The 24,529-nt window shown below is 51.2% G+C and carries 21 protein-coding genes; 10 read left to right on the top strand and 11 right to left on the bottom strand.

Annotated features, from left to right (window positions below):
- The first annotated feature begins 111 nt into the window (after nucleotides 1–111).
- On the top strand, nucleotides 112–960 hold the full coding sequence (locus AACR41_RS09415; RefSeq protein WP_030006915.1) for a GNAT family N-acetyltransferase: 849 nt from the start codon (nucleotides 112–114) through the stop codon (nucleotides 958–960).
- 77 nt (nucleotides 961–1,037) lie between these two features.
- Here the strand turns inward: AACR41_RS09415 and AACR41_RS09410 are convergent, their stop codons facing one another.
- Complete coding sequence (locus tag AACR41_RS09410; protein ID WP_156785474.1) at nucleotides 1,038–1,184, bottom strand: hypothetical protein; 147 nt, start codon at nucleotides 1,182–1,184, stop codon at nucleotides 1,038–1,040.
- Between the two features lie 202 nt (nucleotides 1,185–1,386).
- On the bottom strand, nucleotides 1,387–2,172 hold the full coding sequence (locus AACR41_RS09405) for a CsgG/HfaB family protein (RefSeq protein WP_012308031.1): 786 nt from the start codon (nucleotides 2,170–2,172) through the stop codon (nucleotides 1,387–1,389).
- Nucleotides 2,173–2,432: 260 nt separating this feature from the next.
- On the opposite strand from AACR41_RS09405, the gene AACR41_RS09400 reads away from it, so the two are divergent.
- Nucleotides 2,433–3,590: a glycosyltransferase gene (locus AACR41_RS09400; RefSeq protein WP_030006914.1), complete on the top strand. Its 1,158-nt coding sequence runs from the start codon at nucleotides 2,433–2,435 to the stop codon at nucleotides 3,588–3,590.
- Between the two features lie 49 nt (nucleotides 3,591–3,639).
- Nucleotides 3,640–4,374 (top strand): sugar transferase, encoded by a 735-nt coding sequence (locus AACR41_RS09395; protein WP_030006913.1) that lies wholly within the window; start codon nucleotides 3,640–3,642, stop codon nucleotides 4,372–4,374.
- On the opposite strand, the gene AACR41_RS09390 is transcribed toward AACR41_RS09395, so the two are convergent.
- From AACR41_RS09390 to glyA, 3 genes are all read right to left on the bottom strand, one after another.
- Complete coding sequence (locus AACR41_RS09390; protein WP_030006912.1) at nucleotides 4,371–5,132, bottom strand: 5-formyltetrahydrofolate cyclo-ligase; 762 nt, start codon at nucleotides 5,130–5,132, stop codon at nucleotides 4,371–4,373. The two genes, AACR41_RS09395 and AACR41_RS09390, sit on opposite strands and share 4 nt — an antisense overlap.
- A 5-nt stretch (nucleotides 5,133–5,137) precedes the next feature.
- Nucleotides 5,138–6,199, bottom strand: a complete 1,062-nt coding sequence (locus AACR41_RS09385) for a glycosyltransferase family 4 protein (protein ID WP_012308027.1) — start codon at nucleotides 6,197–6,199, stop codon at nucleotides 5,138–5,140.
- 113 nt (nucleotides 6,200–6,312) lie between these two features.
- Nucleotides 6,313–7,596, bottom strand: a complete 1,284-nt coding sequence (gene glyA / locus AACR41_RS09380; RefSeq protein ID WP_030006911.1) for a serine hydroxymethyltransferase — start codon at nucleotides 7,594–7,596, stop codon at nucleotides 6,313–6,315.
- A gap of 240 nt (nucleotides 7,597–7,836) precedes the next feature.
- Here glyA and AACR41_RS09375 point away from each other — a divergent pair, with 240 nt between their 5' ends.
- Nucleotides 7,837–8,037 carry a hypothetical protein gene (locus AACR41_RS09375; protein WP_012308025.1) on the top strand — a complete coding sequence of 67 codons (201 nt, stop codon included), beginning with the start codon at nucleotides 7,837–7,839 and terminating at the stop codon, nucleotides 8,035–8,037.
- A 113-nt stretch (nucleotides 8,038–8,150) separates the two neighbouring features.
- On the opposite strand, the gene aqpZ is transcribed toward AACR41_RS09375, so the two are convergent.
- The 3 genes from aqpZ to AACR41_RS09360 form a co-directional block, all read right to left on the bottom strand.
- Entirely contained in the window at nucleotides 8,151–8,906 is a 756-nt protein-coding gene (gene aqpZ / locus AACR41_RS09370) for an aquaporin Z (protein WP_045441853.1), read from the bottom strand.
- A 145-nt stretch (nucleotides 8,907–9,051) separates the two neighbouring features.
- On the bottom strand, nucleotides 9,052–10,173 hold the full coding sequence (locus AACR41_RS09365) for an LptF/LptG family permease (RefSeq protein WP_030006909.1): 1,122 nt from the start codon (nucleotides 10,171–10,173) through the stop codon (nucleotides 9,052–9,054).
- On the bottom strand, nucleotides 10,170–11,300 hold the full coding sequence (locus tag AACR41_RS09360) for a tetratricopeptide repeat protein (protein WP_030006908.1): 1,131 nt from the start codon (nucleotides 11,298–11,300) through the stop codon (nucleotides 10,170–10,172). Before AACR41_RS09360 ends, AACR41_RS09365 begins: the two co-directional genes overlap by 4 nt.
- A gap of 70 nt (nucleotides 11,301–11,370) precedes the next feature.
- Here AACR41_RS09360 and ppk1 point away from each other — a divergent pair, with 70 nt between their 5' ends.
- The 5 genes from ppk1 (at nucleotide 11,371) to katG (ending at nucleotide 18,361) form a co-directional block, all read left to right on the top strand.
- Nucleotides 11,371–13,527 (top strand): polyphosphate kinase 1, encoded by a 2,157-nt coding sequence (gene ppk1 / locus AACR41_RS09355; protein ID WP_030006907.1) that lies wholly within the window; start codon nucleotides 11,371–11,373, stop codon nucleotides 13,525–13,527.
- Between the two features lie 77 nt (nucleotides 13,528–13,604).
- Nucleotides 13,605–14,861, top strand: coding sequence for a SulP family inorganic anion transporter (locus AACR41_RS09350; RefSeq protein WP_315862022.1), 1,257 nt, complete (start codon nucleotides 13,605–13,607; stop codon nucleotides 14,859–14,861).
- Nucleotides 14,836–15,099 carry an STAS domain-containing protein gene (locus AACR41_RS09345; RefSeq protein WP_315862021.1) on the top strand — a complete coding sequence of 88 codons (264 nt, stop codon included), beginning with the start codon at nucleotides 14,836–14,838 and terminating at the stop codon, nucleotides 15,097–15,099. The genes AACR41_RS09350 and AACR41_RS09345 overlap by 26 nt, the downstream gene beginning before the upstream one ends.
- Before the next feature lie 15 nt (nucleotides 15,100–15,114).
- Entirely contained in the window at nucleotides 15,115–15,978 is an 864-nt protein-coding gene (locus AACR41_RS09340) for a universal stress protein (RefSeq protein WP_030006906.1), read from the top strand.
- A 160-nt stretch (nucleotides 15,979–16,138) separates the two neighbouring features.
- A complete protein-coding gene (katG, locus tag AACR41_RS09335; protein WP_315862020.1) occupies nucleotides 16,139–18,361 on the top strand; it encodes a catalase/peroxidase HPI in 2,223 nt (740 codons plus the stop codon).
- A 66-nt stretch (nucleotides 18,362–18,427) separates the two neighbouring features.
- Here katG and lepA read toward each other — a convergent pair whose 3' ends face one another.
- Both lepA and AACR41_RS09325 read right to left on the bottom strand, forming a co-directional pair.
- Nucleotides 18,428–20,236 (bottom strand): translation elongation factor 4, encoded by a 1,809-nt coding sequence (lepA, locus tag AACR41_RS09330; RefSeq protein WP_012308017.1) that lies wholly within the window; start codon nucleotides 20,234–20,236, stop codon nucleotides 18,428–18,430.
- A gap of 133 nt (nucleotides 20,237–20,369) precedes the next feature.
- On the bottom strand, nucleotides 20,370–20,822 hold the full coding sequence (locus AACR41_RS09325) for a helix-turn-helix domain-containing protein (protein WP_159457019.1): 453 nt from the start codon (nucleotides 20,820–20,822) through the stop codon (nucleotides 20,370–20,372).
- A 104-nt stretch (nucleotides 20,823–20,926) separates the two neighbouring features.
- Between AACR41_RS09325 and AACR41_RS09320 the strand changes: the two genes are divergently transcribed.
- Nucleotides 20,927–22,504: a hypothetical protein gene (locus AACR41_RS09320; RefSeq protein WP_030006904.1), complete on the top strand. Its 1,578-nt coding sequence runs from the start codon at nucleotides 20,927–20,929 to the stop codon at nucleotides 22,502–22,504.
- 87 nt (nucleotides 22,505–22,591) lie between these two features.
- Here the strand turns inward: AACR41_RS09320 and dnaK are convergent, their stop codons facing one another.
- Complete coding sequence (dnaK, locus tag AACR41_RS09315; protein ID WP_012308014.1) at nucleotides 22,592–24,520, bottom strand: molecular chaperone DnaK; 1,929 nt, start codon at nucleotides 24,518–24,520, stop codon at nucleotides 22,592–22,594.
- Nucleotides 24,521–24,529: the final 9 nt, after the last annotated feature.

The raw sequence follows: 24,529 nt of genomic DNA, 5'->3' as shown, positions 1-24,529 counted from the left end.
TCGCTCCAAAAACTGTTTTTATCCTACGCAATTATCAGGAAATGCAACAGAGCAAAAAAGTCGCCAAAATATCCAAGCTAGACTGAAAAAAATTTACGGGGGCGATCGCCGATGAGCGGAACCTACACCATCAGAACCATGACCCGAACGGAACTGGATTTAGCCGTTGAGTGGGCGGCCCAGGAAGGTTGGAATCCCGGCCTACAGGATGCCGCCAGTTTCTATGCCGCCGATCCCACGGGATTTCTGGTGGGCTTGCTCGATGGGGAGGCGATCGCCAGTATTTCGGCGGTGAAATATGCCCCAAATTTTGCGTTCATTGGTTTCTATATCGTCAAACCAGAGTACCGTGGCCAGGGTTATGGTTGGCAAATTTGGCAAGCAGCGATCGCCTCCGTGGCTGGTCGCAATGTTGGTCTCGATGGGGTCGTCGCCCAGCAGGAAAACTACAAAAAATCTGGCTTTACCCTGGCCTACAACAACGTGCGTTACAGTGGTCTCGGTGGTGGCCAGATTCCGGAATCTCTGGGCTTGAAGCCCTTGACAGCGGTCAATCTTGAAGAAGTTTGTCAGTATGACCAGCGGTTTTTTCCAGGCGATCGCCGCTCCTTTTTAAAAGCTTGGCTGCAGCAACCGGACAGCACCACCTGGGTGATGGTCAATAATACTGAAATTACAGGCTATGGCATGGTGCGTCCCTGTCGTCGGGGTTATAAAATTGGCCCCCTCTTTGCTGACAATGCCGAAATCGCGGCAGTTCTCTTTCTCGCCCTCAAAGGCAGTCTTCCCGCTGGTAGTGAACTTTTCCTAGATGTGCCCATGGTTAATCCAGAGGCGATCGCCTTGGCCCAACGCTACCAACTACAGCCCGTGTTTGAAACGGCGCGGATGTATACCCAAGCGCCCCCAACGATTCCTGTCCAAAACATTTTTGGGGTGACCAGTTTTGAGTTAGGCTAGCCCATTCTGGGGTTTCAGGTCATGAAAAAAGCATATGTTTGAACACATATGCCTACCGTAAAAATTATTTAACTGACTTATTCGCCGTATTCGTTAAGAATTTCCTTTGCTTCCCGGACTGCATCCGCATTTTTGTTCTGGGCATCTTGCTGCTTGAGCATATGTCTCGCCCAAACCCGTTCCATCGCCCGGAGGGTTTCATTTTTCTCTTTACGCATCCGCATAGCCTTAAACTCCCTTTAAGAAAAACTTGATTTAGTTACTTTTGATACAGAAACTATCTTTTCTATATTATATGCAGCCGCCGTCAAAGATTCAAGGGCTTTTTTGGGGTACAAGTCTTCTAAAAATGGGCAAAAAAAATCAGCGGCGATCGCTGACTTATATATTGATTGTCCCTAAAGGAAGGGCAACGAGCTCAATGGTCTAGAAAAGATCAAGGACACTCCGGGTATTTTCCCGACGGCGCTCGTCCTTCGCTTCATATTCGGCCATGCAGCCATTTTGTTCGACCATCACACAACTGAGATAATCAGTGGCTTCAATCAAGGCCGCCCGGAGCGCTTGGCCAACGGGAGCGCGATTTGTTTCGGTGCGATCGCCACCAAGATTAATCCCAGCAAAACTCGCTGTTGCACCTCCGGAAGTCGAATCAGACTTTGCTTTTCCTTCAACAGTACGCGCATAGAGCACTTCCCCAGTGGTTGAGTCAACAACCCGTAGATCCACGGCAACGTAGGCCTCTTCACTAGAGCCACGGCCACCACCGCCGAGCCGGACGCCACCGATCCGAATGCCACTGAGCCCAAAGCCAGTCGATTCTTCCTTGACCCCTTCTTCGTAGGAGGTGATCTGACCGAGCACGATGTATTGCGCCCCTGTGACTTGGCCCCGTTGGGCTCCCGTTTCTGGGCGAACAATTCCCAATTCAGCTAATTCCTGTTCTGACAGGACGGCCCCTAGGTTTTGCCGTTCAACGACGCGGAAGTTGCCAGTGGCAGTAAGTTCATTGCTGAGGGCATCGGCCAGTTCTTGGGAGGTGCTGCTGTTCCACCACCAATAGCTGCCATTGGTTTCGTTTTTAAATTCTGGGACAGAAATAGTCGGTTGCCACTGGGCCAGTGCTTTTTCGCCCCCAAGTCCTAGGGTAAGTGCGAGAAAGGCCAGGGCAGTAGAGCGACTTACGGATGTTAAAAGCTGATTGGTTTTCATGGGTTTCTTTCAGATGCTACAGAATAAGGACAAAGTTTTGGATGGTGCCGTATGCTTGCCCTTATATTTATACGCTTGTATGTATATGCCGCATACTGACACTGATGCACTTCACTGCACTTAAACATATATTGACGCTTTTGTCCCCTGCTGGGGTTCCCGGTTTGAGGATTTTGTGGGGTGAAATATACTAAAAGATCTGGAATTCGCTAGAAGCTGGCGTTTTCGGTTTGACCACTGCTTTGGAGAAGGGAGTCCCCATGCCCCGTTACGCGCTTGTTCATGAATGGTTGACGCCCTACGCCACGGGGGGTTCAGAGCTGGTGGTGCGCGAAATGCTCCAGGACATTGAGGCGGATCTTTTTGCTCTGATTGATTTTGAGTCGTCTAACCCTGATAGCTATCTCTATGGTCGGGCGATCGCCACGAGTTTTTTACAAAGGTTTCCCCGGGCAAAATATGGTTTACAAAACTATCTGCCGCTGATGCCCCTGGCGATTGAGCAGTTTAACCTCGAAACTTACGACGTAATTCTGTCATCGTCCCATGCGGTGGCGAAGGGAATTTTGACACGACCCCACCAGCTACACATTTGCTATTGCCACACACCGATGCGTTATGCCTGGGATTTGACCTTTGATTACTTAAATAATTCTGGCCTCGGCAAGGGTGTTAAAGGAATTTTGGCGCGGTATTTTCTCCATCGACTGCGGCAATGGGACGTAATCAGTGCCAACCAGGTGGATTATTTTATTGCCAATTCCCACTGGACAGCCCAACGAATCTGGCGCTGCTATCGGCGACGGGCAGCGGTGATTTATCCCCCGGTCAATTTGGAGCGGTTTGCCTACCGAGAGAAAAAGGACGATTTTTATGTGACGGTATCGCGGTTGGTGCCCTACAAAAAAGTGGCGTTGATTGTAGAAGCGTTTAACCAGTTGGGCAAAAATTTGGTGGTCATTGGTGGCGGGCCAGAATTAGAAAAGCTGCAAAAGATGGCAAAACCCAATGTGCAAATCCTGGGGCGGCAACCGGATGAAGTGGTGGAAGATTACCTGGCGCGGGCAAAGGCCTATGTTTATGCAGGCTGTGAAGATTTTGGCATTGTTCTGGTCGAAGCCCAGGCCTGCGGGACGCCTGTGATTGCCTTCAATCGCGGGGGGGCTGCCGAAATTGTCGCCGATGGCAAAACGGGGATTTTGTTTCCTCAGCAATCGGCCCAGGCGATCGCCAATGGAGTCGAGCGTTTTGAGGCCCAGGCCCAAGATATTCAGCCGGAAGCTTGTTTTGTGAGAGCTCAGCAATTCGCCGCTAACATTTTTCGGCAAAGCTATGTAGAATTTGTAGACAACTGTCAAGAAAAATGGCGCAAATGGCGATCGCCCCGCTCCATTTTCCCAGGGTTCGACCAGTGGTGAGGCGTGACCCTAACAGCCAGGCAGTTTTTGGTGTGTGGAGAGGATCGTAATGGCAGTTTATCGGCAGTTTGATGCGCTGAAATTCGTGGCTGGGCTAGCACGACAAAGCTCAGAGTTTTTGTTTGCCCCCAGCGATCACCGCTCCCTGTCCCTGCGGCGCTGGCTCGATGGGGTAGTGGCGAAGCGGAGCTTTGATATTTGTTTTTCCCTCGGCGTTCTGGTGCTATTTTCTCCCCTCTATTTGGCGATCGCCCTAATTATTAAACTCACCTCTCCCGGCCCTGTTTTTTATGTACAACGGCGGGTTGGCAAGGATTTTCGTCCCTTTGGCTGCATCAAATTTCGGACGATGGTTATTAATGCTGACGCCGTACTCGAAGAAATGTTGCGGCGATCGCCAGAGTTGCGCGCCGAATTTGAACAGGATTTCAAGCTCAAAAAAGACCCAAGAATTACTGGCATTGGCCATATTTTGCGCCTCACCAGCCTCGATGAATTTCCCCAGTTTTGGAATGTTTTAAAAGGCGATATGAGCATTGTTGGCCCCCGGCCCCTCGTCCCCAAAGAACTTTATAAATACGGTCGCCACATCGACAAAGTTTTGACCATTCGTCCGGGTCTCACGGGGCTATGGCAGGTGTCTGGGCGCAACGATATTCCCTACGGCACGAGGGTACGGATGGATTCTTATTATGTGCACCATCGCCATTGGTTTATGGATTTGTGGATCGTCTGTAAAACTGTTTTTGTGATGCTGTTCCCGAAAAATAACGGTGCCTACTAGGGCGACTTTTCCGAATTTTTTGCATAAAGCTTTTTGAGGATGGGGATGGTTTCCCACTGCTGGGGGCGAATCTGTTGCCAATCAAGGCCTTGGGGTTGCAGCTGGTTATGGTGTGTTTGATAAATAGTTGTAGGGGTACAAAGCCAATCTAGGGGCCAGTCGTGGGCTTCTAGGGGTAACGCTGCGGGGGGCACCACCTGCAAATCGTGCACCGTGGTCACAATGGTCGTTTTTTTGTTCACCAAGCCAAAGTGCTGAAGCATCGCTAGTTCTAAATCGGCGAAACCTGCTCCTTTCCCCATACGCCCGCCGGCTACACTCACCGCCACACAGCCCACCACCGCTAAATCAATGGTTTTCATTTCCGCGAAACTAACGGGACGGCCATATTTGAGGATGTTGTTTTTTTCGGCGGCGATCGCCAACTCGAGATCCTGGGGTAACTGCTCCGGTGTAATCGCAACAAAGCAAGATTCATTCACCAACTGCGGCACCGCCATATACAAGGTTTTTCCCGCCGCCAAGGCTTGGTGACGTACAGGGGCCTGGGGCTGATCGGGATTGCACTTAATCACCGTTGCCCGTTGCCAACTTGCCAAGGTAGTTAACTTCTCAGCGGCGGCGATCGCCCCGACGAAATTCGGAATGTGGCCATGGGGAGGCGTTACCGTTACTCCAGCCGTTGCCAAGCGGTCCCAAATGGTTTGCCTAAGGTTTGCTTTTGCGGAGTTGTAATGCTGCCAAGGGGAATCTGCCATTGGTACTACTTGCGGTGGACGGGAAAATCGCGCCTGCGCCACAGTTGCCACCCCCAAACCCCGACAATTAGGGACGTAATCCCCGCATAGAGGGTGCCGCTGGGGAGACCCGAAAAGGCGATCGCCAAACTCCCTGCCCAGAGGGTAAGGCCATAGATAAATAGAACCGTAGTGCGATGGGAAAAACCTGCCGCCAAAAGTCGGTGGTGCAGGTGCCGCTTATCCGGTTTGAAAGGAGAAGAGCCGCTGCTAATCCGCGAAAAAACCACTGTCGTCATATCGATCAAGGGCACTGCCAAAATCACATAGGGCAAGAGCACCGCTGCCGCCGCCGTCGTTTTCACGAGGCCCACCACCCCCATCGCTGCCAGGGTAAAGCCCATAAAATAAGAGCCACCATCCCCCATGAAAATTTGGGCGGGGTTGAAGTTGTAGCGCAAAAAGCCGAGGGCCGATCCCGCTAAGGCCGCCGCAATAAAAGCCACCATGGGTTCGTTGAGATAGAGGGTCGTCACCAACAACACCGCCGCCGCAATCCCCGAAACCCCCGCCGCTAGACCGTCAAGGCCGTCAATCCAATTGATCGCGTTGGCCATGCCCACAAGCCAAATTAGGGTCAAAGGTAGGCTCAACCAGCCCACAGAAAACACTTCCCCGGTAAACGGAATCGTCAAAAATTCGATTTGTACCCCCATTAACCAGGCGATGCCTGCTGCGACGAATTGCATCAACAGTCGAGATAAGGCGCTTAATTCAAATAAATCGTCCCCAAAGCCAATCCCAAAAAAGGCGATCGCCCCGAAAAGCACCCCTAAGATCGGCCATTGTTCCCCAGGAAATAAAGGGGGGAACCAATCCATCTGCCAAGCCGTCCCTAGGGAGACGAGGGTGCCCATAAAAATCGCCACGCCACCCAAGCGCACCATCGGTCGGTCGTGGACTTTCCGCTCGTTGGGTCGGTCTACCCGGCCACTCCGTAAGCCAATCGCTTTCACAATGGGGGTACTAATCAGCACCACAACCAGGGCGATTAGACTCGTGACTAAATACAACAATTCCTTCGGCATATTGGCGTTGGCTAAGAACAGAGAGAGTAGAGCAAAACCGAAATAAGAAAAAACCCAGGTTACCTTTTTCATTAAACCTGAGCTTTCCATTATTTAAAAAGATATTAAAGAATTTAGGCGATCGCCGCTACCGGAATCTGCAAATGGGGGTAGAGGGGGAACTTTTCACAAAGATCCGCAACGCGACCCAGACAATCCTGTTTCACCGCTTCATCATCGGGATTTAACAGACGATCCGCAATGATGTTGGCAATTTCGGCAAAGTCTACTTCCTTGAGGCCCCGGGTGGTCATCGCTGGCGAACCGAGACGGATGCCGCTCCCAATCCAAGGCTTCTCAGGATCGAAGGGAACGGTGTTTTTGTTGGCGGTGATGTTGATCTCACTAATCAAAGCATCAGCCCGCTTCCCGTTCATGCCAATGGAGCGCATATCCACAAGCATCAGGTGGTTATCTGTCCCGTTAGAAACGAGTTTAAAGCCACGGCTGACGAGGGTATTGGCCATCGCCTGGGCATTAGCAATTACCTGGGCAGAATAGGCTTTAAATTCCGGCTTGAGGGCTTCGCCGAAGGCCACCGCTTTCCCCGCAATCACATGTTCGAGGGGGCCGCCTTGGCTACCAGGGAACACCGACTTATCAAATTTCTTGCCCAGTTCGGCGTCGCGGGTCATGATCAAACCACCCCGGGGGCCACGGAGCGTTTTATGGGTGGTAGTCGTCACCACATCGCAGTGGGGAATTGGGTTGGGGTGATGGCCTGTTGCGACTAATCCTGCAATGTGGGCAATGTCCGCCATCAAATAGGCACCTACTTCATCGGCGATCGCCCGGAATTTATCAAACTCAATAATGCGCGGATAAGCAGAATAACCACAGATGATCAGCTTCGGTTTTTCCCGCAGGGCAATTTCGCGGATTTCATCATAATCGAGGCGTTCTGTCTCTTTATTAACGCCATATTGCACCACTTCAAACCATTTCCCCGACACATTCACCGGCGAGCCGTGGGTCAAGTGGCCCCCATGGGACAAGTCCATCCCCATAATTTTGTCACCGGGTTCCAGGAGCGTTAGGAACACCGCAAAGTTGGCCTGGGCGCCGGAGTGGGGTTGAACATTGGCGTGGGCCGCTCCAAACAATTCCTTGACGCGATCAATGGCAATTTGCTCTACTTGATCGACAAATTCGCAGCCACCATAATAACGCTTATTGGGAAGACCTTCGGCGTACTTATTCGTGAGGACAGAACCCTGGGCCGCCATCACCGCTGGGGAGGTGAAATTTTCGCTGGCGATGAGTTCGAGGTGTACCCGCTGGCGGTTGAGTTCACTGGCAATCATTCCAGAAACAACGCTATCGGTTTGGGCTAAGAAATCAAGGTTAGTTTGGGTCACGGTGAGGTCTTCCTTTCGCAATCGCAAATAAAATTTAAAAATACTTCCTGCGGATGGCGCATTATACCATCGGCATCGCTAAAATTTTAACAAACATTCCTCGGCGGGCCGGACTAGGTGAATGGCGCTATGGCCCCCAAGGTTAAGCAGTGTAGCAAGTTTAACGAATTTATCAGCAGTTCCCTTTACAATAAAAATTAAGCGAGAGTGGTTGTTGGGTCCCATGGGAGGCAAGCGCAGATGTTGATGATCCTTACGGATGGACAGATCTTACCCACTGATCAAGTGTGCCAGGGCTGTTTAATGGCTGATCAAAGTGGCACCCCCCGCGTACGCCAGGGCAAATTATGTTGCGGCCATCTCATCAATGGCAATTTTCCCAAGGTGGCGACGACCTATGAGTGCCAGATGGGTTTTCGGATTGCAGATGTTGGTGATTAGGCTCCCTGCCTCCAGCGAACTTAATTCCAGAGATTGACCATAAAAAATCCCCCAGGTTTTGAAAAATCAAGCGATGGGGGAAATATCAGGTAAAGATTATGTCTGGTACAGGCCTAAGCGATCGTCGGCGCCCCAGTACCCGTTGTATCTTTTGTTTCGCTAAAGAAAGCACTGTAGGCATATCCTGCGGCGATCGCCCCAAAAATAGGTGCTACCCAAAAGAGCCATAGCTGACCGATTAATTCGGCGTTGCCACAAAAGAGAGCGACGCCCGTACTCCGAGCCGGATTGACCGAGGTATTGGTGATTGGAATACTGATCAGGTGAATCAACGTTAAACCAAGACCAATGGCAACTGGGGCAAAACCAGCGGGGGCACGGCGATCTGTGGAACCCAAAATAATCATCAAAAACATAAAGGTCATGACAATTTCGGTAATCAAAGCCGCCAGTAAGCCATAGCCACCTGGAGAATGACTCCCAAAGCCGTTGGTAGCCAGGGGATTCGAGCCGGATAAGTCTAAGGCGCCATTGCCACTGCCGACCACCAAAATAACAAGGCCAGCTAAAGCTCCTCCCAACACCTGGGCCACGATATAGGGAAGTAATTCATGCCCAGGAAAGCGTTTGGCGGCCCATAGGCCAAAGGAAACTGCCGGGTTAAAATGTCCTCCAGAAATATGCCCGAAAGCATAGGCGCCAGTCATAACCGTTAAACCAAAGGCCAGGGAAACCCCCAGAAAACCCAGACCTAAGCCGTTGGAAAGGTCAGCGTCGGATAGGGCAACGACGGCGGCAAAAACAGCACTGCCACATCCCCCCAGAACCAACCAGAATGTCCCTAGAAATTCTGCAATGTATTTCTTCATGTATGTCGCCAGTTACAAATAGACTACATACATAATTTTCTTTTCAACTCCAATGAAGAGGCGCTTTTTTGTCATAAGAGTTCACTAAAGATATTTACGTTCAGGCCTAGCCAATCAGCCCAGGATAAATTGCCAGACCATGGGCTTACTTCGCGCTTTGCAGCACAAGACCAGAGGCGATCGCCATCACGATCAAGTTGGGTAACCAGGCCGCCAAAATGGGGTGCAAATACCCAGCCACACCCACGGAACTGATCATAAAGGCGAGAAAATAATACCCAAAGATTAACCCCACACAGAGACCAAACCCCGTGGCTTTTCCGGCACTCTGGGGCCGTAAACCAATGGCAGCTCCCACCACACCCAGGGCAAGACAAATGAAGGGAAAGGAAATTTTTTCTTGGAACCGCACCCGCAACTTCCGCAACCAAGCCTCATCCCGGTCAGGGTCAGCGGCGACAGTCTGCATGTACTGCTGGAGTTGGGCCAGGCTCATATCTTCGTGTTTGGGTAATTCTTCGTCCACCCGTAGCTCGTTGCTGAGTTGAATTTGGTGGCGGTCGAAGCGCAGCACATTCCGGTAGGAGCCGTCGATATCAATGAAGTAGATAATGCCATTTTGAAAATTCCACTGATTACGGGCAAGATCCCAGCCAGCGGCATCGGCGGTGACAATTTGATTCAGGCTGCCGTTGGAGCGGTCGATGATCGTCAGATCTTTCATCTGCTGCCCATCAAATTCGGCGGCATAGAATAGGCGCTTGAGGACATCATCCTCGCCATATTCAGGATAAATAATTTTCTCATCTCGAAAAGGCGCTTGTTTTTGTAAAAAGGCTTGTTCAAGGGTTTGGGTGGCCTGGGCATTGGCGAGGGGGATCACTTGGTCTTTAAAAACGAAGGTGATTGCTGTGGCCAAGATACTGAAAATGAGGGCCGGTAAAACGAGGCGATAGACACTAATTCCCAGGCTGCGGAGGGCGATAATTTCGCTGTCTCCAGAGAGGCGACTGTAAACAATGAGGGTCGCCAGCAAAACGGCCATCGGCAGGGCAAAACCGATAAATTCCGGCATTTTCAGGGCCATGACCTTCAGAGCCACATCAAAGAGCAACCGAGATTCTCGCACCTGGGCCAAAAGATCAAAGAGACTACCGACGGCGATTCCCAGGGCAGAAAATAGCCCCAAGCCAAATGCAAAGGCTAGATTGAGTTCACCGATGATGTAGCGGTCTAAAACGGCAAGATTTTTAAGCAAAGATTTCATTGAAGCGGCAGGGTGGCAATGGCTTGGGTGAAGTCGTTGATATTGTGGTTCAATTCTTTGGCGATCGCCAATCCCCTTTGGAACGCCACGAGGGCGTCGGGGTAGCGGCCCGCCTGTTCATAGAGGGTGCCAAGGGTGCGGTAGGTTTCCATCATCCCAAAGCGGTTATAGCTCGCTTCCTGGACGGTGATCAGTTGTTCGTAGACCTGGAGACCGGAGGCGTTTTTCTCTTGGGCTAGGTACAGGGTCGCCAACTGGGTGAGGGCACTTTCGGCGGCGTCAAAATACTCCAGTTCCCAGGCGAGGGTAAAGGCATCGCGGCTAAAGCTTACGGCCTGGGGATAATCCTGGAGTTGCCTGTAATTTTCGGCGATTTGTTGGTAGGTGCGGATCAGTCGGGGCAGGTTTTGTGCTTGGAAATAAACAGCGGTGAGTTGCCGTTGCTGGGCGATCGCCTTTTCGGGCTGCTGGGTTTGTTCATAGAGGGCGGCGAGTTGTTCCCGGTCTGCGTCCGTGAGGGCGTTGAGGGTTGCGATTTCTTCTAGGGCATTGAGGGCGGCGTTGGTGTTAAACCAATCTAGGGCCAATTGGGTAATTAGGCGCAAAATTTCTGGTTTGTAGGGATCTTCGAGGGTCTCTAGGTGCTGCCGATAGAGGGCGATCGCCCGTTGGGAATCCCGAATTTGTTCATAGGCCGTGGCCAGGGGCAGCAGGAGATTATAGTCTTGGGGGAAATTTTGTTGTTCGATGGCCACCAAACGTTCGGTGATGATCTGTACTGGCTCCGTTTGATTATCTTCCCAGGCGATCGCCCCGATTCGTCCCAGGCTTTCCACTTCGGCTTGGCGATCCGGTAAAACTTGCCGTAACCGCAGTTGCCGCCACCACCGAGAAAAAGCCGCCTCTTTATTTCCCGCGGCCCATTGCTCGAACCCCTCAGCCTCTAGGGTGATAATTGTCTGGGTTAGTTGGGCCACCTGGGACTCACTCAAGGGGCGATCGCCCTGCTGGGTTGGGAGTAAAGGATCCTGAATTGGCCCTACCAGAGATGCCGCCGAAACCTGCCCGGCCCCCATCATTAAGCTGAGGCTAAGAAAAAGCAAAAGTTTGCGATAACAATTGGTCATGGGGTTTACTCTATTAACAATGGCGAGAAAGGCTTCCCGTCACAGTTTCGATCCTCTGCATAAAAAGTATATGTCCTCTGCGAAAACCGCCAGTAAACTCAAAACTGACCTCGATAATCCGCAATATTATTTTAATCGGGAACTCAGTTGGCTTGAATTTAACCGCCGCGTTCTCAGTGAGGGATTGGACGACCGCAACGTACTGCTAGAGCGCCTCAAATTTCTCGCCATTTTTAGCAATAACCTCGACGAATTTTTCATGGTGCGGGTTGCCGGACTGAAGCAACAAGTGGAGGCCGGGGTCAGCAAACTCTCCTTTGATGGGCGCAATCCAGCCGAACAACTCCAAGACATTTACGAACGCCTCAAACCCCTCGTCCAACTCCAGGATCAGCATTTTCAACACACCCTTAAGCCCCTCCTCGCCCAGGAAGGGATTCACCTCGTTGACTACCTCGACCTCAACCGGGAACAACGGAACTATTTCCATGACTTTTACCAGGAGCATATTTTCCCCGTCCTGACGCCCCTCGCCGTTGATCCGAGTCACCCATTTCCCCACATTTCTAACCTCAGCCTAAACCTTGCGGTGGTGATCAAAGAACCAGAAAACGAAGAACAAGAAAGATTTGCCCGGGTCAAGGTGCCAGGGAACTTTCCCCGGTTTGTCACATTACCCCCAGAGCTTTGCTATTACCCCGATCAAGAAAAAGTGATTTGGGTGGGGGTACCCATCGAACAGGTGATCGCCCATAATCTGGATACCCTCTTTCCCCAGATGAATATCCAAGAATGCTATGCCTTTCGGGTCACTCGCAATGCGTCTCTTTCGGTGGAAGAGGACGAAGCCGACGATTTGATGATTGCCATCGAGGAACAGTTACATAAGCGGCGGTTTAGCGGTTCTGTGGTGCGCCTCGAAATTCACCATTCCATGCCGGAAGATGTGCGGCAAATGTTGATCAAGGAAATGGATCTCCAGGACATTGATGTCTATGAAGTAGAGGGTTTAATTGGTCTAGATTCTTTATTTACGTTCCTCGGTTTGCCCCTCAAGCACCTCAAGGACAAACCCTGGTCACCCACTGCCCCGGCTTGGCTTGATGCGGGGAAGGGGAGCCGTTCTTCGGAAGATTTTGAGTCGGATTTTTTTGAGTTGATTCGCCAGGGCGATCGCCTTTTGCACCATCCATACCATTCTTTTTCTGCCACCGTTCAGGCTTTCATTACCCAAGCGGCGAAGGATCCTGACGTGCTGGCGATTAAAATGACCCTCTACCGGACTTCCGGTGATTCACCGATTATTCAATCCCTCATCGAAGCCGCCCAAAATGGCAAACAGGTGGCGGTATTGGTCGAGTTAAAAGCCCGCTTTGACGAAGAAAATAATATTAACTGGGCCAGAACCCTCGAACAAAAAGGCGTTCATGTGGTCTATGGCCTGGCTGGGCTAAAAACCCATACCAAAATTGTCCTGGTGGTGCGCCAAGAGAAAGAGAAAAAAATTCGCCGCTACTTGCACATTGGCACCGGCAACTACAACCCGAAAACCGCCCGCCTCTATACGGATCTAGGCTTACTGAGTTGTCGTGAGGATTTGGGGGCAGATCTCACGGATTTGTTTAACTTCCTCACGGGTTATTCCCGCCAAAGTTCCTACCGTAAGTTATTGGTGGCCCCCGTCACCCTCCGGTCTCGCATGGTGGCAATGATCGAGCGGGAGATTGCCCATGTCAAAAATGGCGGCAGTGGACGGATCGTCGCGAAAATGAACTCCCTAGTCGATCTGGAAATGATCCAAACCCTTTATCGGGCGTCCCAAGCGGGGGTAGAAATTGATCTGATTGTGCGGGGGATCTGTTGTCTCCGTCCCGGTGTCGAGGGCCTCAGTGAAAATATCCGCGTCATCAGTATTATTGGGCGGTTTCTGGAACACTCGCGCATTTACTATTTCCAAAACGATGGGGCTGAGGAAATGTACATCGGTAGCGCCGATTGGATGACCCGTAACCTGAGTCGTCGGGTGGAGGCGGTGACCCCCGTAGAGGATCCCAAGTTAATTGGCGATCTCAATGAGATCCTGGGGATTATGTTGTCCGATAACCGCTTATCTTGGCAGCTCCAGCAGGACGGCCATTACCACCAAAAAGAACCCCATGCCGATGGCCACAGCGACAGCACCCACGATATTTTGATGCAGATGGCTCTCCAGGACAGCTTGGATTAGTTTTCGTTGTCGCGCGTTTCAAATTCTGTGGTAGCATCCTAACGCTTTTGGCTTGAACTTTTTGTTACGGAGACACATTGAATTTAAGCGTTTTAAAACGGGAATGGTTTGCCAATGTGCGGGCGGATATTCTGGCTGGTGCAGTGGTGGGATTGGCGTTGATCCCGGAGGCGATCGCCTTTTCGATTATCGCTGGGGTTGATCCAAAGGTGGGCTTATATGCCTCGTTTATCATTGCGGTGATGACAGCCTTTTTGGGGGGCAGACCCGGTTCTATTTCGGCGGCCACGGGAGCGATGGCGCTGTTGATGATTGATCTGGTGAAAGATCATGGCCTGGAGTATTTGTTTGCGACGACCCTTTTGACGGGCGTGATTCAGGTGATCTTTGGGTTCCTCAAACTGGGCCGCCAGATGAAATATGTGCCGCGGGCGGTGGTCTTGGGCTATGTGAATGCTTTGGCGGTGTTGATTTTCTTGGCCCAACTGCCCCAACTGATCGGGAAATCGCCAATGGTTTATCTTCTCACGGCGTTATCCCTGGTGATTATCTATGGTTTGCCCCGGCTGACGACGGTGGTGCCTTCACCCTTGGTGACTTTGGCGGTGATGACGGTGGCGGCGATCGCCTTAAATCTAGACGTTCCCACGGTGGGGGATATGGGCGAACTGCCCACGGCCCTGCCCTTTTTCCGTTTACCCCAGGTGCCCCTGAACTGGGAAACGCTGCAGATTATTTCTCCCTACGCAATCACCCTGGCGATTGTCGGTCTCCTGGCCTCATTTTTAACGGCTTCCCTGGTGGATGAGTTGACCGATACCCCCAGTGATAAAAACCAAGAAGCGAAGGGGCAGGGCTTTGCCAACATTCTCACGGCCTTTTTTGGCGGCATGGCGGGCTGCGGCATGATTGGTCAATCGGTGATCAATGTCCAATCCGGTGGTCGGGGCCGTTTATCGACCCTGTGTGCGGGGATATTTCTGTTAATTGCGATTTTGGGTCTCCAGGATTGGGTGCAACAGATGCCCATGGCGGCTTTGGTGGCAATTATGATCATGGTCTCCGTTGGCACGTTCCGCTGGTCTTCTCTCAAAAATTTGTCCCGGCTGCCGCGCAGTGAATCCATGGTGATGCTGGCGACGATGACGGTAATTATTCTGACCCGCAATTTTGCCCTGGGGGTCGCGACGGGCATTGTGATGAGTACGGTCTTTTTCTCCAATAAGATTGCCCAGGTTGTTTTGGTGGACAAGCGGGTGGAAGCTGGGGGCGATCGCCATGTTTATACCGTCCGGGGGCAAATCTTTTTTGTCTCTAAGGAAGAATTTTTTTGACGCCTTTAATTTTGAAGAAGTCGTTGATCAAGTCGTCATCGATCTCAGCGCCGCCCACCTCTGGGATCAAGGGGCTGTGGAAATGCTCGACCGCATCGTGGCGAAGTTTCACCGCACCGGGGCCGAGGTGGAATTGCTGGGCCTCAACGCTGAAAGTGCGAAACTGGTAGATAAGCTGGCCACCTACAGTAAAAAACACACCGCGAAAGTGACCCCGGCCCCCGTAGACGTTTCTTGAAAAGCTTGAAAAACCATGCAACGAATTTTGTTATGCACCGACGGCTCTAACTTTGCCCAGAGCAATTATCAATATGCCGCTTGGTTTGGCGATCGCCTGGGGGCAACCATCGACGTACTCCATGTCACCGACGCCCGGAGTAGGGCTGCCGCCGATGCCCGTAATTTTAGTGGCAGCATTGGCCTGGGAACGTCTGAAAGTCTCCTTCAACGTTTAGTCGCCCTTGAACATGAAAAAGCAAAACTCGACCACGAACGGGCAAAATTAATTCTCCAAGAAGCCCAAGAAACCCTAAGTGCCGCTGGCCAGCCCCCCGCAAAACTCCTCCATGAAGTGGGCTATTTTATTGATTGTCTCCAACACCTAGAACAAAATACCGATCTAATTATCTTGGGCAAGCGAGGGGAATCAGAAAATATCGCCCCCGATCACCTCGGAGCCAATTTAGAGCGTCTGATTCGGTCGAGCCATAAACCCTGCCTGGTCACCTCCCGCGAATTTCAACCCATCGATCGCCTCCTCGTCGCCTACGATGACAGTCCCAGTTGCCGCAAACTCCTCGACTTTTTGAGTGAATGTGCCGCCCTCAAAGCCTTAGAAATCCATGTGCTGACCGTCACGAAAAAACCCGGTGACGCCACGACAAATCCCTGCCTTGCCCAGGCCAAGCAACGCTTGAGCGCCGCTGGCATTGAGGCCCATTACCACCTTGTTCCAGGCAACTCCGAAACGGCGATCGCCCAATTTTGTGACCAAGCCAAAATAAACCTGTTAATGATTGGTGCCTATGGCCATAGCCGCATTCGCCACTTCGTCATTGGCAGCACCACCGCCCAAATCCTCCGGAGCAGTCGTATTCCCGTCTTCGTTTATCGCTAACTGTTTACCGACCTCCGAGGAACACTCCAGAAAGTAAAAATAAAAGTATCATCTGGGACATTACAAAAAATCATTCCTATAATTTCTAGTTATGTAGTGCACAGGGATTGGCTGTTGGCCAGGGTGATGGCTTGGGATTACCACCATTGTGAGACCAACCATGGCAACAAGTATCTCTGTGTTGACTCGCAAGAGGAAATTATTAATGCATGACCACATCACGAACACCGGCGGCAAATGTCCAGTAATGCACGGTGCCCTGACCACGAGCAGCATGGCGACAAACATAGAGTGGTGGCCAAAAGCCCTAAATCTGGACATTCTGCACCAGCACGACCACAAAACCAACCCAATGGGCGCAGATTTCAATTATCAAGATGCAGTCAAAACCCTTGATGTTGACGCCCTGAAGCGGGATCTTCATGCACTAATGACAGACAGCCAGGACTGGTGGCCCGCAGATTGGGGACATTACGGTGGGTTGATGATTCGGATGACTTGGCACGCCGCCGGCACCTATCGGATCGCAGACGGTCGGGGCGGTGCTGGGACGGGTAATCAACGTTTTGCCCCGATCAACTCTTGGCCCGACAACACCAACCTAGACAAGGCCCGTCGCCTCCTCTGGCCGATCAAAAAGAAATATGGCAATAAATTGAGTTGGGCCGATTTAATTGCCTATGCTGGCACCATTGCCTATGAATCCATGGGACTAAAAACCTTTGGCTTTGCCTTTGGCCGTGAGGACATCTGGCATCCCGAAAAAGATATTTATTGGGGTTCAGAAAAAGAATGGCTGGCTCCCAGTGATAACCCCCACAGTCGCTATTCCGGTGAGCGGGATCTAGAAAATCCGTTAGCTGCGGTAATGATGGGCTTGATCTATGTCAATCCTGAAGGTGTAGATGGTAATCCAGACCCCCTCAAAACAGCCCATGATATTCGTATCACTTTTTCGCGGATGGCGATGAACGACGAGGAAACCGTCGCCCTCACTGCTGGCGGCCATACCGTGGGTAAGTGCCATGGTAATGGGGATGCAACCTTACTCGGCCCAGAACCCGAAGCCGCCGACCTCGATGACCAAGGTTTGGGTTGGCTGAATAAGACCCAACGTGGCATTGGTCGTAACACCGTCACTAGCGGCATTGAAGGAGCCTGGACGACCTATCCCACCCAATGGGACAACGGTTATTTTCGACTATTGCTCAACTACGACTGGGAACTGAAAAAAAGCCCAGCGGGAGCCTGGCAATGGGAACCGATCAATATCAAAGAAGAAGACAAGCCCGTTGATGTTGAAGATCCATCGATCCGCCTTAGCCCGATTATGACCGACGCCGACATGGCGATGAAAATGGATCCGGACTATCGACAGATTTCTGAGCGGTTTTACCAAGATCCAGCCTATTTTGCCGAAACTTTTGCCCGGGCCTGGTTTAAACTCACGCACCGGGATATGGGGCCGAAGTCCCGCTACATTGGCCCGGATGTACCCCAGGAAGATTTATTGTGGCAAGATCCAATTCCGGCGGGCAAGACGGACTACGATCCGCAAGCGGTTAAGGACAAAATTGCGGCCAGTGGTTTAAGCGTTAGTGAAATGGTCTGTACAGCCTGGGACAGTGCGAGAACGTTTCGGGGCTCAGACAAACGCGGTGGGGCAAATGGCGCGAGAATTCGCTTGGCTCCCCAAAAGAATTGGGCAGGGAATGAACCAGCACGTCTAGCTAAGGTGTTGCCAGTACTAGAGGCGATCGCCACCGAGACTGGAGCCAGTGTCGCAGATGTAATTGTCCTGGCAGGCAATGTTGGCATTGAGCAAGCGGCCCAAGCGGCGGGAGTGGAGATTACGGTGCCCTTTGCCCCAGGTCGTGGTGATGCGACGGCGGAAATGACCGATGTAGAGGGATTCGCAGTGTTAGAACCCCTCCACGATGGCTACCGGAACTGGCTCCAAAAAGACTATGTGGTTAGCCCCGAAGAATTAATGCTCGACCGCACACAGTTGATGGGACTGACCGCTCCTGAGATGACTGTTTTGGTCGGCGGGATGCGTGTACTGGGCACCAATTATGGCGGCACCAAGCATGGCGTGCTCACGGACCGCGAGGGCGCATTGACCAATGATTTCTTCGTCAATCTGACGGATATGAAATATACCTGGAAGCCAGCCGGTAAGAATCTTTATGAAATTGGCGATCGCCACACCGGCGAAGTCAAATGGACAGCCACGCGAGTGGATCTCGTTTTTGGCTGTAACTCCATCCTGCGGGCCTATGCCGAAGTCTATGCCCAAGACGATAGCAACGAGAAATTTATCCAGGATTTTGTTGCGGCCTGGACAAAAGTGATGAATGCAGATCGCTTTGATCTAGCTTGATTTCTGAGTTAAATCCCCACAGGATCGCGCTTCTTTGAGTGGGTGAGTGTGGGGATTTAGAAAAAATTACTGATCTAGCTTGAGAACTGCCATAAACGCCTCTTGGGGCACATCAACCGTACCAATCGACTTCATGCGCTTCTTACCTTTCGCCTGTTTCTGGAGCAGCTTTTTCTTCCGGGAAATATCACCACCGTAGCACTTCGCCAAAACGTCCTTGCGTAGGGCTGGAATATGCTCACTGGCAATGATTTTAGAACCGATCGCCGCCTGAATCGGAATCTTAAACTGGTGACGGGGGATTAATTCTTTGAGCTTCTCGGCCATTGCCCGTCCCACATTGTAGGCCTTGTCCCGATGGACAATCATCGCGAGGGAATCCACCGAATCTTTATTTACTAAAATATCCAAGCGCACCAACTGCCCGACTCGGTAGCCAATAAGTTGATACTCCATGCTGGCATAACCCCTGGTGCGAGACTTTAACTGATCAAAAAAGTCCGTCACCACCTCCGCCAAGGGCAATTCATAGATAATATTCGTGCGACTTTCGGTGAAATATTTCATGTCCTTGAAAATGCCCCGTCGCGTTTGGCACAGATCCATAATGGTGCCCACAAACTCTTCCGGGGTAATGACATCCACTTGAATGTAGGGCTCTTCGATTTTTTCTCGTTTTTGGGGATCTGGTAATTGACTGGGATTATCAATTTCCATCACTTCCCCATCCGTTGTGGTAACTCGATACACCACCGAAGGGGCCGTTGTAATCAAATCAAGGTTATATTCCCGCTCCAAACGTTCCTGGACAATTTCTAAGTGGAGGAGGCCCAGGAAGCCACACCGAAAACCAAACCCCATGGCGCTGGAAGTTTCTGGCTCAAAGGAAAGGGCCGCATCGTTCAGTTTCAATTTATCGAGAGCGTCCCGCAGATCTGAATATTGGTCGGCATCGGTGGGGAAAAGACCGCAGAAAACCATCGGTTTCGCTTCGGTGTAACCCGGTAGCGGTGCTGGTGCTGGGTGGACAGCGGAGGTGATCGTATCGCCGACCCGTGCGTCTTCAACGGATTTGATCGCCGCCGCAAAGTAGCCTACTTCTCCGGCGTGGAGAGCGTCTACTTGCACTTGGTTTGGTGCGAGGACGCCCAGTTCGTCGATTTCATATTCTTTTTTGGAGGCCATCAGGCGCACTTTGTCGCCTTTTTTAACTTCACCATCCATCACCCGGAAATAAACAATTACGCCACGGTAGGGGTCATAGTAACTGTCAAAAATGAGCGCCCGCAACGGTTGATCGATGGTATCGGCCGGGGGCGGTACCTGTTGGACAATGGACTCTAAAATATCGTTGATGCCGAGGCCCTGTTTGGCGGAAGCTCGAATAATGTCAGTGCAATCTAAACCAACGACTTCTTCAATTTCTTCGGTAACTCGATCAGGTTCAGCACCGGGCAGGTCGATTTTGTTTAAAACGGGAATAATTTCTAGGTTGTTGTCCAGGGCGAGGTAAACGTTGGCAAGGGTCTGGGCTTCAACCCCTTGGGAGGCATCTACGACCAGTAACGCCCCTTCACAGGCGGCCAAGGAGCGCGATACTTCGTAGGAAAAGTCAACGTGGCCTGGGGTATCGATGAGGTTGAGGATATATTCTTCGCCATCCTTCGCCACATAACGCATCCGTGCGGCCTGGAGCTTGATGGTGATTCCCCGTTCCCGCTCCAGTTCCATGTTGTCGAGGAACTGTTCTTTCATATCCCGTTGCGCCACTGTTTGGGTGTCCTGGAGCATTCGGTCTGCCAGGGTTGATTTCCCGTGGTCGATGTGGGCAATGATCGAAAAATTACGAATACGAGAGACAGGAACGTCAGTCATGGAAGATCCACTAATTTTTGAAAAACTTTACTTATTTTAACTAATGAAGGGAGCCTTCATCGCGGAAAGACGAGGGAAGGAATCAGGATTGCCACGAATTTGGAGAGAATTTTCTGGAAAGTTAACGAGGGATTTAGGCTCGTTTGCGGCGACTGAGGCGAATCCCCTGTTCTTTGAGAATTTTACGCACGGTTTCGCGACAAATGTGTTTGACAATTTTTTGGGCTTTGAGTTCTCGTACCAGGAGACTGAGAGACCAATAGTCATGGTCGGGAGGTGGCCCACCGTGGTAGAGGGCAAGGAGTTTGGCGATCTTAGCGTCGCTGAGTTTGGGTTTGATCGGCGGGTGCGCCCTGGGTTTACGGCCGAGGGCTTGGGTTTCGCCGTCGCTGACAAAAAGTTTACGGACACGGGCGACGGTGTTGGGATGAACGCTCAGGGCCTGGGCGATTTGTTGATCTTGCCAGTTGCCGTCGGGGTGAGCGCGGTCGGCCATGAGTAGAATACGGGCATGGAGCATTTTCTTGGCTGGTTGGTATCCATTACGGGCGATCGCCCAGAGTCTTTCCCGTTGTTCAGTGCTCAAACACACCTTGTATTTAGTCCGCCTGCCCATAGAACCCGATAAAATAAACTGAAAATTTGCTTCAATCCTGCTCAAAATTCACAAAAAATCGCCCTTAATTTACCATGACTATTGCACCACGCAGACAACCCGGCCGTGCCAAACGTAATCGTACCAGTCTGCTTTTTGAGCGGGGTATGGCTCTCTTGGCCTCTGTGAATTTGGTGTTAGTCCTCTTTGACTTGAGTTACATCCCCCTGCGTAATTTCTGGTTACAGGGCCGAGTTCAATTTTACGCACGCATCGCTAAATATGAATGGAAATTTCCCGCCGAGCCGGTGCGCATTCTCCCGGTTAATGTAACCCACGCCTATGACTGGGTAAAAGGTATCGAAGAAAATCGAGACACCGCCTACTATCTCCAACGGGTCGAAGATCTGCAAACCAAAATTCAGCAAATTAACGATCTAACTCTCCGTTCGACGGGTTCGGGTAGTGGCATTGTTGGTTCTGGCGATCGCCAAGACATCACCACCCAACTCCGCCGCTACAACCAAGAACAAGAAGCCATCCTTGCTGAACTCCGGGAATTGAGCGTTGAGATGGTGGATACCAATCCCTTTGAAATCGCCAACAAAACAGGCACCCTTGAGAAGATTAAAAACCGGATGCGTCGTCACGTTTTTGGCGATGCCTCTGCCTCCTCCAAAGACGCCTTTCAACTCTTTTGGAGCAGTGAATATCTCTCAGAAAATGGCTGGCGTGAAGAATTCAACTTTTACGAACGCGAAATCGAACCCCTCCTAGAAACCAACTATTTCCGTCCCATTGGCGAAAACGGCAAATACATTGATAACTTTGGCATTCTCGATTTTCCCTTCTTTCTCGCTTTCCTCCTCGAGTTTCTGGCCCGGAGTTGGTACATCAGTCGGCGTCGCACAGGCGTAAGTTGGTTTGATGCCATGCTCTGGCGTTGGTACGATATCTTTCTGCTGATTCCTCTTTTCCGTTGGTTACGGGTGATTCCTGTGATCGTTCGTCTCAATCAAGCCGACCTTATTGATCTCAGCGCAATCCAAAAGCAAGCCAGTCAAGGTTTTGTTGCTGGCATTGCCGAAGATATTACCGAAGTCGTCGTCATTCGGATTATCAATCAAATCCAAGGCTCCATCCACCGGGGTGAATTTGCCACTCTTTTGGCCCAAACCACCAGCCGAGAATATGTCGATTTAAATGACATTAATGAACCCGTCGAGCTCGCAAAGCTCATGGCCAACCTCTTAGTCCACCAAGTCTTACCCAAAATTCAGCCCGAGGCCGAAGCCGTCATTCGCCATACCCTGGATCGAGTCATTTCCATGTCCCCTGCCTACCAAGGCTTACAGATGCTGCCCGGCATTGGCGATTTTAAAGGCACCCTGGCCAAACAACTTTCCCATCAACTTTATCAAGTCACCGCAGACACCCTCAAAGCAGTCCTCGAAGAAGACCCTGTCTTTGAACAACTGCTCGAAGAACTCTTAACCCAACTCACCAGCAGCATCACCTCCGAGATCCAAGGCCAAGAAAGCCTCGCCCAAATGGAATCACTGATCAATGACCTCCTCGAAGAAGTCAAAATTAATTACGTTGAGAGGCTCTCTGAAGAAGATGTCGAAGACATTCTGGAACAAACCCGTGCCCTGCGGCAGATGACTCGTTAAATTCATCCATAAAAAAACGAGGGTAAATCACTTACCCCCGCTGTTTATTTACATTGCCAATACGATTGAAATCACAATGGCGATCGCTTACTTGGTTTCAGAGAACTCTGCATCAATGACATCGTCCCCACCATCGTTGCCGCCACTACCACCGGGCGCAGCGCCACCCGCTGCCGCATTCGGGTCAAACCCTGCGGCGGAAGGATCACCACCAGCTTGTTGGTAGATGTTGCTGCCAATGGTGTAGAGCAACTGTTGCAGTTCCGGCATTAATGTCGAGATTTTCTCATCATTTTCCTGGGCAACCGCTTCCTTGAGATCTTTAATCATTTGGTCAGCTTTGCTCTTGTCGTCGGCGGGCACTTTATCACCGAGCTCTTCGAGTTGCTTTTCAGCTTGGTAAACGAGGGAATCTGCCTGATTCTTGCGGTCAATTTTTTCGCGGCGTTCCTTATCTGCTGCGGCATTGGCCTCTGCCTCGCTAACCATCCGTTCTACTTCGTCATCCGGTAATGTCGATGCACCAGTAATACTGATGGATTGTTCTTTACCAGTGCCCTTGTCTTTCGCCATGACGTTCAGGATACCGTTGGCATCAATGTCAAAGGTTACTTCGATCTGGGGTACACCACGGGGAGCCGGCGGAATGCCATCGAGACGGAAGGTTCCAAGGCTCTTGTTGTCCTTAGACATTTCCCGTTCACCCTGCAGAACATGAATTTCAACGTTGGTTTGACCATCAACAGCGGTGGAGAAGACCTCTGATTTTTTGGTCGGGATGGTGGTGTTTCTGGGGATAATCTTGGTCATCACGCCACCGAGGGTTTCTACACCCAAAGATAGGGGCGTAACGTCGAGGAGGAGAATATCTTTAACTTCACCCGCAAGGACGCCACCTTGGATCGCCGCACCAATCGCCACAACTTCGTCGGGGTTCACAGTCTGGTTGGGCTTTTTACCCAGCACGCGCTCAACGACATCTTGCACGGCAGGAATCCGGGTAGAGCCCCCAACGAGAACGATTTCATCGATGGCAGACTTGTCGAGTTTGGCATCACGGATCGCGTTTTCAACGGGGATGCGGCAGCGGTCGATTAAGTCAGCACAAAGCTCTTCAAATTTCGCCCGGGTTAAGCTCATGTCGAGGTGCTTCGGGCCATCTTGGGTCGCGGTGATGAAGGGGAGGTTGATGTCCGCTTGGGTAACGTTAGACAGTTCGATTTTTGCTTTTTCAGCAGCTTCTGTCAGACGTTGAAGCGCTTGCTTGTCTTTGCGGAGATCAATGCCTTCGGTACGCTGGAATTCTTCGGCTAAGAAATCAACGATCTTTTTGTCGAAGTCATCCCCACCCAGGTGTGTATCACCGGAAGTCGCGAGAACTTCAAAGACACCGTCACCGACTTCTAGGATGGAAACGTCGAAGGTTCCACCACCAAGGTCAAAGACGAGGATCGTTTCGTTACTCTTTTTATCTAGACCATAGGCGAGGGAGGCAGCGGTGGGTTCGTTGATAATCCGCAGCACTTCTACCCCGGCAATTTTCCCGGCGTCCTTAGTGGCTTGACGTTGGGAGTCATTGAAGTATGCAGGAACAGTGATGACAGCCTGGGTAACGGGTTCGCCGAGGTACTTACTGGCGTCTTCGATCAGCTTGCGGAGTACCTGGGCAGAGATTTCTTCGGGGGCGAATTTTTTCTCTTTAGCAGGGCAATCAATTTTTACGTTGCCGGTGCTGTCACGTTCTACTTTGTAAGCAACTTCGGTGGATTCGTTGCTGACTTCACTGTGTTTGCGGCCGATGAAACGCTTCACGGAGTAAAAGGTGTTGCCAGGGTTCATCACGGCTTGACGCTTGGCGATTTGCCCTACGAGCAGGTCTCCGTTTTTGGCGTAGGCAACGACGGAGGGGGTAGTTCTAAATCCTTCTGCGTTAGCGATTACAGTCGGCTTGCCGCCTTCCATAACGGATACGCAAGAGTTGGTGGTTCCGAGGTCAATACCGACGACTTTTCCCATAGCAGTGTG

It is taken from the genome of Picosynechococcus sp. NKBG042902 (genome assembly GCF_963864045.1).
Classification (GTDB): domain Bacteria; phylum Cyanobacteriota; class Cyanobacteriia; order Cyanobacteriales; family MRBY01; genus MRBY01.
Note: the sequence above shows the minus strand (reverse complement) of the source record. Positions and strands in the feature narration are given on the sequence as shown.

Coding starts and splice junctions, on each gene's coding strand:
- lepA (WP_012308017.1), bottom strand. CDS start 20,236: ATGACTGACGTTCCTGTCTCTCGTATTCGTAATTTTTCGATCATTGCC.
- AACR41_RS09365 (WP_030006909.1), bottom strand. CDS start 10,173: ATGAAATCTTTGCTTAAAAATCTTGCCGTTTTAGACCGCTACATCATC.
- AACR41_RS09400 (WP_030006914.1), top strand. CDS start 2,433: ATGCCCCGTTACGCGCTTGTTCATGAATGGTTGACGCCCTACGCCACG.
- ppk1 (WP_030006907.1), top strand. CDS start 11,371: ATGTCCTCTGCGAAAACCGCCAGTAAACTCAAAACTGACCTCGATAAT.
- AACR41_RS09415 (WP_030006915.1), top strand. CDS start 112: ATGAGCGGAACCTACACCATCAGAACCATGACCCGAACGGAACTGGAT.
- AACR41_RS09340 (WP_030006906.1), top strand. CDS start 15,115: ATGCAACGAATTTTGTTATGCACCGACGGCTCTAACTTTGCCCAGAGC.
- AACR41_RS09385 (WP_012308027.1), bottom strand. CDS start 6,199: ATGCCGAAGGAATTGTTGTATTTAGTCACGAGTCTAATCGCCCTGGTT.
- katG (WP_315862020.1), top strand. CDS start 16,139: ATGGCAACAAGTATCTCTGTGTTGACTCGCAAGAGGAAATTATTAATG.
- AACR41_RS09410 (WP_156785474.1), bottom strand. CDS start 1,184: ATGCGGATGCGTAAAGAGAAAAATGAAACCCTCCGGGCGATGGAACGG.
- dnaK (WP_012308014.1), bottom strand. CDS start 24,520: ATGGGAAAAGTCGTCGGTATTGACCTCGGAACCACCAACTCTTGCGTA.
- aqpZ (WP_045441853.1), bottom strand. CDS start 8,906: ATGAAGAAATACATTGCAGAATTTCTAGGGACATTCTGGTTGGTTCTG.
- AACR41_RS09390 (WP_030006912.1), bottom strand. CDS start 5,132: ATGGCAGATTCCCCTTGGCAGCATTACAACTCCGCAAAAGCAAACCTT.
- AACR41_RS09360 (WP_030006908.1), bottom strand. CDS start 11,300: ATGACCAATTGTTATCGCAAACTTTTGCTTTTTCTTAGCCTCAGCTTA.
- AACR41_RS09375 (WP_012308025.1), top strand. CDS start 7,837: ATGTTGATGATCCTTACGGATGGACAGATCTTACCCACTGATCAAGTG.
- AACR41_RS09320 (WP_030006904.1), top strand. CDS start 20,927: ATGACTATTGCACCACGCAGACAACCCGGCCGTGCCAAACGTAATCGT.
- AACR41_RS09405 (WP_012308031.1), bottom strand. CDS start 2,172: ATGAAAACCAATCAGCTTTTAACATCCGTAAGTCGCTCTACTGCCCTG.
- AACR41_RS09395 (WP_030006913.1), top strand. CDS start 3,640: ATGGCAGTTTATCGGCAGTTTGATGCGCTGAAATTCGTGGCTGGGCTA.